Annotated in this window: 13 protein-coding genes; 4 read left to right on the top strand and 9 right to left on the bottom strand. The window is 61.1% G+C overall.

Annotated elements, in window-relative coordinates:
- Positions 1–5: 5 nt before the first annotated feature.
- On the bottom strand, positions 6–719 hold the full coding sequence (locus ACR0FE_RS09030; RefSeq protein WP_480912522.1) for a zinc-ribbon domain-containing protein: 714 nt from the start codon (positions 717–719) through the stop codon (positions 6–8).
- A 187-nt stretch (positions 720–906) separates the two neighbouring features.
- Here ACR0FE_RS09030 and ACR0FE_RS09025 point away from each other — a divergent pair, with 187 nt between their 5' ends.
- From ACR0FE_RS09025 to ACR0FE_RS09010, 4 genes are read left to right on the top strand one after another with little or no spacing between them, the layout of a single operon-like run.
- A complete protein-coding gene (locus ACR0FE_RS09025) occupies positions 907–1,584 on the top strand; it encodes an ATP-binding cassette domain-containing protein (protein ID WP_170679786.1) in 678 nt (225 codons plus the stop codon).
- The gene (locus ACR0FE_RS09020; RefSeq protein WP_480912520.1) at positions 1,581–2,480 is read left to right on the top strand and encodes a cell division protein FtsX; all 900 of its coding nucleotides are present in this window, start codon (positions 1,581–1,583) and stop codon (positions 2,478–2,480) included. Before ACR0FE_RS09025 ends, ACR0FE_RS09020 begins: the two co-directional genes overlap by 4 nt.
- Entirely contained in the window at positions 2,480–3,220 is a 741-nt protein-coding gene (locus tag ACR0FE_RS09015) for a lysophospholipid acyltransferase family protein (RefSeq protein ID WP_480912518.1), read from the top strand. The genes ACR0FE_RS09020 and ACR0FE_RS09015 overlap by 1 nt, the downstream gene beginning before the upstream one ends.
- Positions 3,207–3,812 carry a pyridoxamine 5'-phosphate oxidase family protein gene (locus tag ACR0FE_RS09010; protein WP_480912516.1) on the top strand — a complete coding sequence of 202 codons (606 nt, stop codon included), beginning with the start codon at positions 3,207–3,209 and terminating at the stop codon, positions 3,810–3,812. Before ACR0FE_RS09015 ends, ACR0FE_RS09010 begins: the two co-directional genes overlap by 14 nt.
- 146 nt (positions 3,813–3,958) lie before the next feature.
- Here ACR0FE_RS09010 and lpdA read toward each other — a convergent pair whose 3' ends face one another.
- The 8 genes from lpdA to ACR0FE_RS08970 form a co-directional block, all read right to left on the bottom strand.
- Positions 3,959–5,347, bottom strand: a complete 1,389-nt coding sequence (gene lpdA / locus ACR0FE_RS09005) for a dihydrolipoyl dehydrogenase (protein ID WP_321249285.1) — start codon at positions 5,345–5,347, stop codon at positions 3,959–3,961.
- Between the two features lie 74 nt (positions 5,348–5,421).
- The gene (locus ACR0FE_RS09000) at positions 5,422–5,691 is read right to left on the bottom strand and encodes a hypothetical protein (RefSeq protein ID WP_480904742.1); all 270 of its coding nucleotides are present in this window, start codon (positions 5,689–5,691) and stop codon (positions 5,422–5,424) included.
- A 2-nt stretch (positions 5,692–5,693) separates the two neighbouring features.
- Positions 5,694–7,211 (bottom strand): 2-oxoglutarate dehydrogenase complex dihydrolipoyllysine-residue succinyltransferase, encoded by a 1,518-nt coding sequence (gene odhB, locus ACR0FE_RS08995; protein WP_480912514.1) that lies wholly within the window; start codon positions 7,209–7,211, stop codon positions 5,694–5,696.
- Between the two features lie 3 nt (positions 7,212–7,214).
- Positions 7,215–10,172 carry a 2-oxoglutarate dehydrogenase E1 component gene (locus ACR0FE_RS08990; RefSeq protein WP_321249281.1) on the bottom strand — a complete coding sequence of 986 codons (2,958 nt, stop codon included), beginning with the start codon at positions 10,170–10,172 and terminating at the stop codon, positions 7,215–7,217.
- Positions 10,169–10,708 carry a DUF805 domain-containing protein gene (locus tag ACR0FE_RS08985; RefSeq protein ID WP_321249279.1) on the bottom strand — a complete coding sequence of 180 codons (540 nt, stop codon included), beginning with the start codon at positions 10,706–10,708 and terminating at the stop codon, positions 10,169–10,171. Before ACR0FE_RS08985 ends, ACR0FE_RS08990 begins: the two co-directional genes overlap by 4 nt.
- Before the next feature lie 206 nt (positions 10,709–10,914).
- Positions 10,915–11,796, bottom strand: coding sequence for a succinate--CoA ligase subunit alpha (sucD, locus tag ACR0FE_RS08980; RefSeq protein WP_058278790.1), 882 nt, complete (start codon positions 11,794–11,796; stop codon positions 10,915–10,917).
- Positions 11,797–11,815: 19 nt separating this feature from the next.
- Positions 11,816–12,337, bottom strand: coding sequence for a hypothetical protein (locus ACR0FE_RS08975; RefSeq protein ID WP_480912511.1), 522 nt, complete (start codon positions 12,335–12,337; stop codon positions 11,816–11,818).
- A gap of 19 nt (positions 12,338–12,356) precedes the next feature.
- Positions 12,357–13,025, bottom strand: coding sequence for a class I SAM-dependent methyltransferase (locus ACR0FE_RS08970; RefSeq protein WP_480912509.1), 669 nt, complete (start codon positions 13,023–13,025; stop codon positions 12,357–12,359).
- Positions 13,026–13,041 lie beyond the last annotated feature (16 nt).

Below are 13,041 nucleotides of genomic sequence, written 5' to 3'. Positions count from 1 at the left end.
GCGGTTCAGTTCTGAACCGCCCCGGATTGCGCTTGAAGCCAGACGCGCGCCTGATCCACCAGCGAGACATAGGGTTTCAGAACAGGGTCGGCCTGCGGAACAGCTTCACTGATCTGCTGCGCGTTGCCGTAGATCAGAAACAGAAGAACGCCGATGATCAGGATCAGTGAGAATCCCCGCAGAAAGCCGCCCGATTTGCGCTGCGCGGGCTGATCGTCGGTATCGGACGCGTTCACTTCATCGCTGCGCAGGCTGGAATTGATCGCCTCGACATCCGGCAAAGCGTCTTTCTGCCCCGCATCGGCGGCGGTTTCCACGGGAACGGATTGCGTCGCAGGCGCCGGTTTGGCGACCGGTTCCAGCGCAAGATCAGGCTGGCTTTCAAGGCCGCCCCCTTCCTTGGCCCGCAATTCCGCCTCGCGGGCTGCCTCCTCCTTCAGGATGCTGGCGACAGAGGGGTCGACACCGCTTTTGGCCTCGGCAGGCTGGGCCTCTGCGGGCTCGTTCATGTCGTCCGCTGGCGGCGATGCGGGCTCGGGTGCCTCATCGGTTGCAGCATCCGGTGCTGCCGGTTCGGGCGCAGAGGCTGCTTCAGCCGGGTTCTTCGCCTGAAACCACGTCTCTTCACAATTGGAACACTGAACGTCGCGGCCTTCTTCCGGAATGACCTCATCCGGAACTTCATACTGGGCACTGCAATTGGGACACGTAAGACGCATGCTGCCTCCTGGCCGATTGATCGGCCTGATAGTAGTTTTTTAAGAAACCATATTCCGTTAAGACCCAACAGCAAAGGGCGATTTCGGTTTCACGGGTCAAGTGTCACCAAATCGACCCGGTGCAGGCATTGAAACCGCAACCGCGCTCGGGCAAGAAGAGCGGCAGAAAAAACTGGGGGCGCACCTTGTGATCGAGCTGGAGAATGTCAGCTACACCTATGGCGACGGCGAACTGCTGAGCGACGTGTCGATTCAGCTGCCGCCGGGGTCCTTCCACTTTCTGACCGGTCCTTCGGGTGCGGGCAAGACCACGTTCCTCAAACTATGCTACGGCGCTCTGTTGCCGACATCCGGTCGTCTCAGCGCGTTTGACAGCGATATTGCCCGGCTGGACCGCGACCAGATGGCCCTGTTGCGCCGCCGGATCGGCGTGGTCCATCAGGATTGCCAGTTTCTCGACCACATGACACTGGCGGAAAACGTGGCTCTGCCGCTGATGGTTTCGGGGCGGGCCGAAACGGCCGAACAGGACAACCTGACAGAACTGCTGAGCTGGGTCGGGCTTGGATCAAGGCTTGAGGCGCATCCGCCGGAACTGTCGGGCGGCGAACGCCAGCGCGCCGCGCTGGCCCGCGCGGTGATCCTGTCGCCGGATGTGGTGCTGGCGGATGAACCCACCGGCAATGTGGACTGGGAAATGTCGCAGCGCCTGCTGCGCCTGCTGGTCGAACTGAACCGGATGGGCAAAACGGTGCTGATCGCGACCCATGACCTCAGCCTGATCCGCGCCGCCAAAAGCCAGGTACAGGCGCGTGTTCTGCGGATCTCGCAGCGCAAGCTGCAGCTCGCGGGGGCCGATCTATGAGCAATGGCACCATCCGCAACCTGCTGTCGCGCGACAAACGCGCCGACCGGGTGGTTCCGCCCACAGGGTATACCGCGCATCTGACCCTGTTCGTGTCGGGCGCGATGGGATTTCTGGCGGTATTTGCGCTGGCCCTGTCGCTGGCTTCGGGCCGCGTGGCGGATCGCTGGGCGTCGGAACTGGCCGGTGCCGCCACCTTGCGCATCAACGCCCCTGCCGGACAGCTTGCGGCCCAGACCGAAGCCGCCCTGACCGTCCTTGGCCAGACCCCTGGAGTCGCCTCGGCCCGCGCCTTGACGGATCAGGAACAGGCCGCTCTGCTATCGCCATGGTTCGGACCCGATCTGCCACTGGACACTCTGCCCGTGCCGCAACTGATCGAGATTATCGAAGGCGAGCCGGGGCTGGATGCCGCCGGGCTGCGCCTCCGACTGAGCGCCGAGGTACCTGGCGCGGTTCTGGATGACCACACACGCTGGCGCGAACCGCTGGTTGACGCGGCCATGTCCGTGCGGCGACTGGGCTGGATTTCCATTTTGCTGATCGGTGGTGCAACCGCCGCAATGATCACGCTGGCTGCCAACGCCTCGCTGGCTGCCAACGCCCGGATCATCGAGGTCCTACGCCAGGTCGGTGCCCGCGACCGTTTCATCGCCGGAGCCTTCGTTCGCCGCTTTACCTATCGGGCGCTTCTGGGGGCCGGGATTGGAACCTTGTTTGGAATGATCGGCGTGTCACTGCTGCCCGAAACCTCGGATGCGGGCGGGTTTCTGACCGGGCTCGGCTTTCAGGGGGCAGGATGGTTGCTGCCGGCCGTAATCCCGCTTCTGGGTGCTACGGTTGCGTTCTTCGCGACCTGGAGCGCCGCCCGCAGAAAACTAAAGGAGCTTTCCTGATGCGAACAGGTTTTCAATGGATTCGCTCTTTGATCTTCATGATCACAATCTATGCCTGGATGCTGATCCTTGGCGTTGTCTTCGCGCCCTATGCCCTGTTCACCAAACGCGGTGCATTGCAGGCCTGCAAGACCTACGCCCGCAGCACGATCTGGCTGGCCCGCTGGATGGTCGGCATCCGCTGCGAGGTGCGCGGATCACCCCCCCATGACGAAGTCGTCATCGGCGCCAAGCACCAGTCCTTCCTCGACATCATCATGATCTTCAGCGCCATCCCCCACGGCAAATTCATCATGAAACAAGAGCTTCTGTGGACCCCGATCATTGGCATGTATGCCCGCCGCTTGGGGTGCATTCCGGTCAACCGCGGCAAAAGGGGCGCGGCCGTAGCGAAGATGGTCAAGGATGTTGCAAAGGAATTCACCGAACCCGGACAGCTGGTGATCTACCCGCAAGGCACCCGTGTCGCGCCGGGCGTTCAGAAACCATACAAGGTCGGAACCGCGGTGCTATATGAAGGTCTCGGGTTTCCATGTGTTCCGGTGGCCACCAATGCGGGCGTTTTCTGGCCCCGCTCCGGGATCATGCGCAAGCCCGGCCTTGCGATTGTAGATTTCCTGGATCCGATCGAACCGGGTGTGGCCCGGGACGAATTTCTGGACCGGCTGGAACAGGAGATCGAGACGCGGTCGAACAGTCTGATGCGGGAAGTGGGGTTTGATCCGGATGGAGTTCATTGACGACATAACCGCGCTTGAGGCGCTTTATGGCAAACCCGGCGCGCCGTCCTTGCGCAAGGTGGTGCGCCATCTGACACCGCTTTACCGAAAATGGATCATGGCTTCACGCCTTTGTATTCTCAGCACGGTGGGCCCCGAAGGTGTCGATGGCAGCCCGCGTGGCGATGATGGCCCCGTGGTGCTGGAGCTTGACGCCAAAACTCTGGCGCTTCCGGATTGGCGTGGAAACAACAGGCTGGATTCCTTGCGCAATATCGTCCGCGACCCGCGCGTTTCGCTGATGTTTATTGTGCCGGGGTCGAACAACGTCGTTCGGCTGAACGGCACCGCGCGCCTGACCGCAGACATCGGAATGCGTGACCGGTTCCTGAAACACGGAAAGACCCCGGCAACCGTCATCGTCATCGAGATTGACGAAATCTACACCCAATGCGCCCGCGCCCTGATGCGGGCCGGAACTTGGGCTGGCAGGGACGAGAGCACCGATCTGCCAACGATCGGCGAAATGCTGGCCGAAGCGTCAGGTGGCGAGGAAGGCGGCGCGGACTACGATCGTGAATGGGTCGCCCGCGCGGCAAAAACCATGTGGTAACGGGGGCTCTGCCCCCGCCGCGCGTGCCGCGCGACTCCCCGGGATACTTTCGGCCAGATGAAGAGCGGATCCGAACTTCATCTGGCTCCAAATATCCCGGAGCGCGAGGCAGAGCCTCGCATACCTTGGTTCAGTCTGGTGGATCCCTACGAGTGTATCGGACCGTCGCCACAGGCCAGTGCTGCCTCGCGCACTGCTTCGGAATAGGTGGGGTGGGCATGGCAGGTCAGGGCCAGATCTTCGGCCGACGCACCAAACTCCATCGCCACGCAGACCTCGTGGATCAGATCGCCGGCAGCCGGGCCGATGATATGCGCGCCCAGAATTCGGTCCGTGTCCTTGTCGGCGAGGATTTTGACAAATCCATCGGCGGCAAAATTCGCCTTGGCGCGGCCATTTCCCATGAACATGAATTTGCCGACCTTGTAGGCGCGGCCCTGTTCCTTGAGGGTTGCTTCGGTCTCGCCCACATTGGCCACCTCGGGCCAGGTGTAGATCACGCCGGGAATGACACCATAGTTGACGTGCCCATGCTTGCCGGCAACCTGCTCGGCGGCGGCCATGCCTTCATCCTCGGCCTTGTGCGCCAGCATCGGGCCTTCGGTCACGTCACCGATGGCATAGATCCCCGGCACATTGGTCTGCCAGTCGGCCCCAACTTTGATCTGGCCACGCGGCGTCATCTCAACACCCAGCGCATCCAGTCCCAATCCGTCCGAGTACGGCTTGCGCCCGGTGGCGACCAGCACGGTATCGGCTTCGATCACGTGTTCGCTGTCGTCCTTGAGCAGCTTGTAGGTGACCTTGGCTTTGGTCTTGGTGGCTTCGGTCTTCTGGACTGCCGCCCCCATGACGAATTTCAGGCCCTGCTTTTTGAGGATGCGCTGAAAGGTCTTCTGAACCTCGGGGTCCATGCCCGGCGTGATTTCCTTGAGGAATTCGATCACCGTCACCTCGGCCCCCAGGCGGCTGTAGACCGAGCCCAGTTCCAGCCCGATCACGCCGGCGCCGATGACGACCATCTTCTTCGGAATCTTGCCCAGCGACAGCGCCCCTGTCGATGTCACGACGACCTTTTCATCGACCTCGACACCCGGCAGAGCAGACGGTTCGGAGCCGGAGGCGATGATGATGTTCTTGGCCTCATGCACCTCATCGCCCACCTTGACCTGACCGGCAGCGGGGATCGAACCCCATCCCTTCAACCAGTCGATCTTGTTCTTCTTGAACAGGAACTCGATGCCCTTGGTGTTGCCCTCGATCACCTCGTCCTTGTAGGCCTGCATCTGTTTCCAGTCGACCGAGGGGCTTTTGCCCTTCAAGCCCATCTTGGCAAAGTTATGCTCGGCCTCATGCAGCTGATGGCTGGCATGCAGCAGCGCCTTCGACGGAATGCAGCCCACATTCAGGCAGGTACCGCCCAGCGTATCGCGGCCTTCGACCACGGCGGTTTTCAGCCCCAGCTGGGCGCAACGGATGGCGCAGACATAGCCGCCGGGTCCGGCGCCGATAACGATGACATCATAATTTGCCATAATATTCTCCTAAATCGACCGGATCACCCGGTGGCCGCTCGACCCGGCATCGGCGGGTCGGGGCATGTTCGTCCTTAGACGGGTTCCAACAGCTTGATCGTGATATGGGCAATGCCGCCGCGTTCGTGATGCATGGCCAGCTCCTCGGATCCGAAAAAATCCCTCGCCTTGTCCAAATCTAGAACCTCGAACATCGCTATTGCATGGTCCTTCTGATCCGGGTCGCGCCAGACATGCAGGTCGCGGATACCCGCGGCCTTGCGCATCGGCTTGTCCTCGCGGAACACTTTCAGCCAGGCATCGAAATCGGCCACGTCGGCCTGCCAGAGTACATGTGTCGCCATGATTACAGATCCATCAGGAGGCGGCGCGGATCTTCCAGCGCCTCTTTTACACGTACAAGGAAGGTCACGGCGCCTTTGCCGTCAACGATCCGGTGATCGTAGGACAGCGCCAGATACATCATCGGGCGGATCTTGATCTCACCATTGATGACCATCGGACGATCCTGGATCTTGTGCATGCCCAGAATACCCGACTGCGGGGGGTTCAGGATCGGCGACGACATTAGCGAGCCATACACACCACCGTTCGAGATGGTGAAGGTGCCGCCCTGCATTTCGGCCATCGACAGCTTGCCGTCACGGGCGCGCTTGCCCTTTTCGGCGATGGCTTTTTCGATCGCGGCAAAGGACATGCTGTCAGCATCACGGATGACCGGAACAACCAGACCTTGAGGCGTACCGGCGGCAACCCCCATGTGCACGAAGTTCTTGTAGACGATATCGGTGCCGTCGATCTCGGCGTTGACTTCCGGAACCTCTTTCAGCGCGTGGCAGCAGGCCTTGGTGAAGAAGGACATGAAGCCAAGCCGCACACCGTGCTTCTTCTCGAACTGCTCCTTGTACTGGTTGCGCAGGGCCATCACCTCGGTCATGTCCACCTCGTTATAGGTGGTCAGGATCGCGGCGGTGTTCTGTGCATCCTTCAGGCGCTTGGCGATGGTCTGGCGCAGACGGGTCATGCGCACGCGCTCCTCGCGGGCCTCGTCCTCGGCGGCAACCGGTGCGCGCGGGGCCTGGGCAGCGGGGGCGGGCACAGCCGCCGCAGGCGCTGGGGCTGTAGCCGCTGCAACAGCTTTTGCCACGTCTTCCTTCATGATGCGGCCATCGCGGCCCGTGCCCGTGACCTGATCGGAGGACAGACCGGCCTCGGCCATCGCCTTTTCGGCGGACGGCGCGTTTGCAACGTCCTTGCTAGCGCTGGCCGCCGCCGGAGCAGCCGCAGCGGCAGCAACAGCTGGTGCGGGCGCCGCGCCAGCGGCCGCGCCCGAGATCACCGCCAGTTTCGCGGTTGCATCCACGGTTGACCCTTCGGGTGCCACGATTTCGGCCAGAACGCCGGCTGCCGGGGCCGGGACCTCGACTGACACCTTGTCGGTCTCCAACTCACACAGCATCTCGTCCTGGGCCACGGTGTCACCAACCTGCTTGAACCAGGTGGATACGGTTGCTTCGGTAACGGACTCGCCCAAAGTCGGGACCATCACGTCGACGCTGCCTCCGGATGCTGCCGGTGCTGCCGCCGGAGCCGGGGCGGCCGCAGCAGGCGCAGGGGCGGCGCCTTCACCGGCGGTAATGGTGGCCAGCAGGGCGTTCACGCCAACCGTTTCACCCTCTGCCGCTACAATCTCGCCCATCACGCCTGCGGCGGGCGAGGGTACTTCAACTGTCACCTTGTCGGTTTCCAGTTCACACAGCATCTCGTCCACTGCCACGGCGTCGCCGGGATTCTTGAACCATGTTGCGACCGTGGCTTCTGTGACGGATTCGCCAAGCGTGGGAACACGAACTTCAATCGTCATCGCTTACTTTCCTTCAATGCTCAGCGCTTCGTTCACGAGCGCCTCTTGTTGGGCTTTGTGTTGGCTGGCCAGACCCGTCGCGGGCGAGGCCGAGGTTGCGCGACCGGCATAGACTGGGCGAGTATGTTTTGCGCCGATACGGGTCAGCACCCATTCGATATTGGGTTCGATAAAGGACCAGGCGCCCTGGTTTTTGGGTTCTTCTTGACACCAGACCATTTCGGCACCCTTGAAGCGCTCAAGCTCGTTGATCAGCGAATGCGCCGGGAACGGGTAATACTGCTCGATCCGCATCAGATAGACGTCATCAATGCCGCGTGCGTCGCGTTCCTCCAGCAGGTCGAAATAGACCTTGCCGGAACACATGACGACGCGTTTGATCTTGTCGTCCGCAACCAGCTTGGTGTCCGAATTACCTTTCTGCGCGTCGTCCCACAGCACCCGGTGGAAGCTTGAGCCGGTGGTGAAATCCTCGGCCGTGCTGACCGCCAGCTTGTGGCGCAGCAACGATTTGGGCGTCACCAGGATCAGCGGCTTGCGGAAGGTGCGGTGCAGCTGACGGCGCAGGATGTGGAAGTAGTTCGCAGGCGTCGTACAGTTCGCCACGATCCAGTTGTCCTGACCGCACATCTGCAAGAACCGCTCCAGACGGGCCGAGCTGTGTTCAGGTCCTTGACCTTCGAACCCATGCGGCAGCAGTGTGACCAGACCGGACATCCGCAGCCATTTGCTTTCGCCCGAGCTGATGAACTGGTCGAACATGATCTGCGCACCGTTGGCAAAGTCACCAAACTGCGCCTCCCAAAGAACCAGTGCGTTGGGTTCGGCCAGCGAATAACCGTATTCGAAACCCAGAACCGCGTATTCGGACAGCATCGAGTCAATCACGTCATATTGCGACTGGCCCGCGCGAATATGGTTCAGCGGGTAATAACGCTCTTCGGTTTCCTGGTGGACGAAACCCGAGTGGCGCTGGCTGAACGTGCCGCGCGTCGCGTCCTGACCTGCCAGTCGCACCGGGTAGCCCTCGGTCAGCAACGACCCGAAGGCCAGCGCCTCGCCCGTGGCCCAGTCGAACCCTTGACCCGACTCGAACATCTGTTTCTTGTGATCCAGCAGACGACCCACGGTCTTGTGCAGGGCAAAGCCCTCGGGTGCACGGGTCAGCGCACCTCCGATTTCGCTCAGCGTTTCGGGTGTGATGGCCGTCTCGCCGCGCATGTATTCTTCTTTGTTCTTGTCCAGATGAGACCAGCGCCCGTCCAGCCAGTCGGCCTTGTTGGGTTTATAGTCCTTTCCGGCCTCGAACTCGTTGTTCAGATGCGCCTGGAAGGCCGCCTTCATGTCCTCGATCTCGCCCTCGGGGATCAGGCCGTCCTTGACCAGCCGCTCGGTATAAAGCGACAGCGTGGTCTTATGCGTCTTGATCTTCTTGTACATGATCGGGTTGGTGAACATGGGCTCGTCGCCCTCGTTGTGCCCGAACCGGCGATAGCAGAAGATGTCGATGACCACGTCCTTGTGGAACTTCTGACGGAATTCGGTTGCCACCTTCGCGGCATGTACCACGGCCTCGGGGTCGTCGCCATTCACGTGGAAGATCGGTGCCTCGACCATCAGCGCGATATCGGTGGGATAGGGGCTGGAGCGCGAGAAGTGCGGCGCGGTCGTGAAACCGATCTGGTTGTTCACGACGATGTGCATGGTGCCGCCGGTCTTGTGCCCGCGCAGACCCGACAGACCGAACCCTTCGGCCACGACACCCTGACCGGCAAAGGCCGCATCACCGTGCAGCAGAATGGCCATCACCTTAGTGCGGTCGGTGTCGTTCAACTGATCCTGCTTGGCGCGGACCTTGCCCAGAACCACCGGGTTCACCGCCTCAAGGTGCGATGGGTTGGCGGTCAGCGACAGGTGCACCGAGTTGCCATCGAACTCGCGGTCGCTGGACGCGCCGAGGTGGTATTTCACGTCGCCCGAACCGTCCACGTCCTCGGGCTTGAAACTGCCGCCCTGGAACTCGTTGAAGATGGCGCGATAGGGTTTGCCCATCACGTTGGCCAGAATGTTCAGACGGCCCCGGTGCGGCATCCCGATCACGATATCGCTCAGACCCAGCGCGCCGCCGCGCTTGATGATCTGTTCCATCGCGGGGATCAGCGCCTCACCGCCGTCCAGACCGAACCGCTTAGTACCCATGTATTTGACGTGCAGGAACTTTTCGAACCCTTCTGCCTCGACCATCTTGTTCAGGATCGCCTTGCGGCCTTCCTTGGTGAAGGCGATCTCCTTGCCGTATCCCTCGATCCGTTCTTTCAGCCATGCGGCCTCTTCCGGGTCAGAGATATGCATGTATTGCAGTGCGAAGGTGCCGCAATAGGTCCGCTTCACGATCTCGACGATCTGACGCATGCTGGCCATCTGCAGGCCCAGAACGTTGTCGATGAAGATCGGACGGTCCATGTCGGCATCGGTAAAGCCGTAGGTCCTTGGGTCCAGCTCGGGGTGGTTGCTGGCGGCGCGCATGCCAAGCGGGTCCAGATCGGCCGCCAGGTGGCCCCGGATACGATAGGCCCGGATCAGCATCAGCGCCCGCAGGCTGTCCAGCACCGCGCGCTTGATCTGATCGTCGCTGACCTCGACACCCTTGGCCGCAGCCTTGTCCTTGATCTTCTTGCCTGCCGCCTTGGCGTCGATCTCGGCCCATTCGCCGGTCAGCGCACCCGTCAGGTCATCCGCCGGCACTGGCGGCCAGTCCGTGCGCGCCCAGGATGGCCCTTCCGCTTCTTTCTGCACATCCGGCGCGTCGTCGCCCATGGCTTTGAAGAACTCGGCCCAGGCGGCATCCACCGCACCGGGGTTCTTGGTGTACTGGGCGTAAAGCTGCTCCAGATATTCGGCATTGTGCCCCTGCATGAAGCTCGAGGCATGAAAGGCTGAGTTGGGCGAATGTTCGGTCATTGGGCTACCTCATATGGGTTGGGACCGTATTGGTTGGTGCCTGGCTGGCTGGGGCGGGTCAGCCACCACAGCACCAGAAGGGGCGACACAAACAGAACAAGCAGTGTCGGAATGACGATAAGCAGCGTGGCACGTGTCAGCAGAATATCCATCGTACCACCGTGGAACTGGCTGGCGAGGCCGATGCCAAAGATCAGAACCGCAAACGCGCCCACGATCAGCAGGATCGGCAGCAGGGCATAAAGCCCGCTCCGCCCGGTGTCGTGCATCCGGCGGAAGGCCACGGCCAGATGCGGAAAGAATACGATCAGGCCGACAATGCTCTGCACAGGTTGCCGGGACGTGGCGGCGAAGGACTTGACCTCATCGCTTTCACTGACCGCGACCTGAGTGAAGAACTGCCAGTCGATTATACCGGCAATGATGTTCCAGATCACGATGAACAGGAAAAAGAACCAGTATTCGGGCCGCGAAGCACGACCCGAGAAGGTGAAGAACTTGGAGAAACAGGTACGGATGGCGTCGGAGAAGGTCATGGGCTTACCGACCATCGCGTTACGAACCGACCATCGGCAGCGGACGCAGCCTTGGATTGAGCGACTGTTGCAGCCAATATCGCGACGAATGGAATTGCCCAGGTAGCAAATTTACGCGGCAAAAAGATAGGAACATCGGGTGGGCGTTTTTCGCCCACCCGTTTTTCGGGCGCTGCCCTCAGAGCATATGCCCGGTTCTTATTCATTTACCCAATCGCTTCCAGCACAGCCTCACCCAGCTGGGCAGGACTTTCGGCCACGACGATACCGGCCGAGCGCATGGCTTCGATCTTGTCCTCGGCACCACCTTTGCCACCGGCGACAATCGCGCCTGCATGGCCCATGCGACGGCCCGGAGGGGCTGTGCGGCCTGCGATGAAACCGGCGGTTGGCTTTTTGCGGCCTTTCTTGGCCTCATCCGCCAGGAACTGCGCGGCTTCTTCCTCGGCCGAGCCACCGATTTCACCGATCATGATGATCGACTCGGTTTCGTCGTCGGCCAGGAACCATTCCAGCACGTCGATATGCTCGGTCCCTTTAATCGGGTCGCCACCGATGCCGACGCAGGTGGACTGGCCCAGACCCACATCGGTGGTCTGCTTGACGGCCTCATAGGTCAGGGTGCCCGAACGCGACACAACGCCGACCGAGCCGCGCTTGTGGATGTGGCCGGGCATGATGCCGATCTTGCAGGCGTCGGGTGTGATGACACCGGGGCAGTTCGGGCCGATCAGGCGCGATTTCGAACCTTCCAGAGCACGCTTCACCTTCATCATGTCCAGAACCGGGATGCCTTCGGTGATGCAGACGATCACTTCCATCTCGGCATCGATCGCTTCGAGGATCGAGTCGGCTGCAAACGGCGGAGGAACGTAGATCACGCTGGCGTTGGCTTCGGTCACATGCTTGGCCTCGTGGACCGAGTTGAACACGGGCAGGTCAAGATGGGTCATGCCACCTTTGCCCGGGGTTACACCGCCGACCATCTTGGTGCCATAGGCGATGGCCTGCTCAGAGTGGAATGTGCCCTGCGAGCCGGTGAAGCCCTGACAGATGACTTTGGTGTTTTCGTCGATGAGGACTGCCATTTACTTTCCTTTGTTCCTGCTAGCCGGGATAGGTCATAGAGACGCGCACAGTGCCCGGAGTTTCATATCTGTGGTTGTTCTGGATGGTTGAGAGTTCAATGATCAACGGCAAGCCGCCGTCTAATGAGATATGCCAGCTTGTCGGGCTGAACTGCTCAGTCGTCGGAAAATACTGGTAAAGCGTTCGGCCCACGATCGCCGCCATGTCCGCCTGATTCAGATGGGTTGTGTACACAGTGCAAAGACCGGCGGGACGGCTGGTATCGTCCACCTCGGCATGCGCCGTGTTTGCGGGTGCGTCGAAATAGTGGCTGCTGCCCCGATGAATGCCGTATTCGTTCACGCCGCGATCGACCTTGCGATAGGTGAACCCCGCCGCCGGAAAGGCCTGCGCGGCCTGCGCCCGACGGAACATCACCTCGACACACCAATAGGTCAGGCCGGTGACATTGGCCTGCGCCGCATCACGCAGCGTTACGCCTTGCTGCGCCGGAACCGGTTGCGCCAGCGTCAAAAGCGATATTAATGCCCAACGGATCATGACAGAGTTTCAGCGCCTTTCATGACGCACCTCTGTGCCGCTCAAGGGCGGCGATGACCTGTTCGCGTAACCAAATCCCCAATGACCGCTGGTTCTGCCCCGCCGGGCTTTGCAGATACTCGGGGTCCAGGTTGATCTCGCCTGTTTCCGAAATGGTCTCAACGGGGTCTTCGAAATTAAATGGCGCGGCGCAGGGGTTGAACCTTTGAAAGCCAGCATTGGCTCTTAGCCTTCCATTGACGGGAACGTAATGCATTGTGGTCAACAGGTAGGGTGTCCCGCTTTGCACGAAATTTTCGAAGAAGGCCCAGCGCAGCCACCATTTCAGGTGAAACAGGCAATCCCGGCACATCATCAGGTCGACCCGGGGCAACGGATCGGACGTGATGTCCAGATGCATGAAGGAACGACCCGGTGCCCCGTGCCGGGCTTTGACCGCGTCAACCACCTCAAGCGAGATATCGCCGCCGGTATAGTCGATGCCCGTCAGATCCACATGCTGCATCCATGTCCAGTCCCCACAGGGCGCATCAAGAAATGCCCGGACCCGATAACTTTCAAAGATCCCGGGCAGTGCCGCGCGTAGCGGAGCCGTCGCCTCAAGCGTCGAGCCCTGACCCGAGCGCGGCCCTTTATGGCGCCCCGCCCAGCTCAAGTTTTCAAACGCGTTTCTCAGACCGCTGCGCATCCCGGATGTCCTATCA

It is taken from the genome of Ruegeria sp. K7 (assembly GCF_056531785.1).
Note: the sequence above shows the minus strand (reverse complement) of the source record. Positions and strands in the feature narration are given on the sequence as shown.

Bases quoted from the DNA above. Each gene is read 5' to 3' on its own strand.
- ACR0FE_RS08990 (WP_321249281.1), bottom strand. From the start codon at position 10,172: ATGACCGAACATTCGCCCAACTCAGCCTTTCATGCCTCGAGCTTCATG.
- ACR0FE_RS09015 (WP_480912518.1), top strand. From the start codon at position 2,480: ATGCGAACAGGTTTTCAATGGATTCGCTCTTTGATCTTCATGATCACA.
- ACR0FE_RS09030 (WP_480912522.1), bottom strand. From the start codon at position 719: ATGCGTCTTACGTGTCCCAATTGCAGTGCCCAGTATGAAGTTCCGGAT.
- ACR0FE_RS08970 (WP_480912509.1), bottom strand. From the start codon at position 13,025: ATGCGCAGCGGTCTGAGAAACGCGTTTGAAAACTTGAGCTGGGCGGGG.
- lpdA (WP_321249285.1), bottom strand. From the start codon at position 5,347: ATGGCAAATTATGATGTCATCGTTATCGGCGCCGGACCCGGCGGCTAT.
- ACR0FE_RS09020 (WP_480912520.1), top strand. From the start codon at position 1,581: ATGAGCAATGGCACCATCCGCAACCTGCTGTCGCGCGACAAACGCGCC.
- ACR0FE_RS08975 (WP_480912511.1), bottom strand. From the start codon at position 12,337: ATGATCCGTTGGGCATTAATATCGCTTTTGACGCTGGCGCAACCGGTT.
- ACR0FE_RS09000 (WP_480904742.1), bottom strand. From the start codon at position 5,691: ATGGCGACACATGTACTCTGGCAGGCCGACGTGGCCGATTTCGATGCC.
- ACR0FE_RS09010 (WP_480912516.1), top strand. From the start codon at position 3,207: ATGGAGTTCATTGACGACATAACCGCGCTTGAGGCGCTTTATGGCAAA.
- sucD (WP_058278790.1), bottom strand. From the start codon at position 11,796: ATGGCAGTCCTCATCGACGAAAACACCAAAGTCATCTGTCAGGGCTTC.
- ACR0FE_RS08985 (WP_321249279.1), bottom strand. From the start codon at position 10,708: ATGACCTTCTCCGACGCCATCCGTACCTGTTTCTCCAAGTTCTTCACC.
- odhB (WP_480912514.1), bottom strand. From the start codon at position 7,211: ATGACGATTGAAGTTCGTGTTCCCACGCTTGGCGAATCCGTCACAGAA.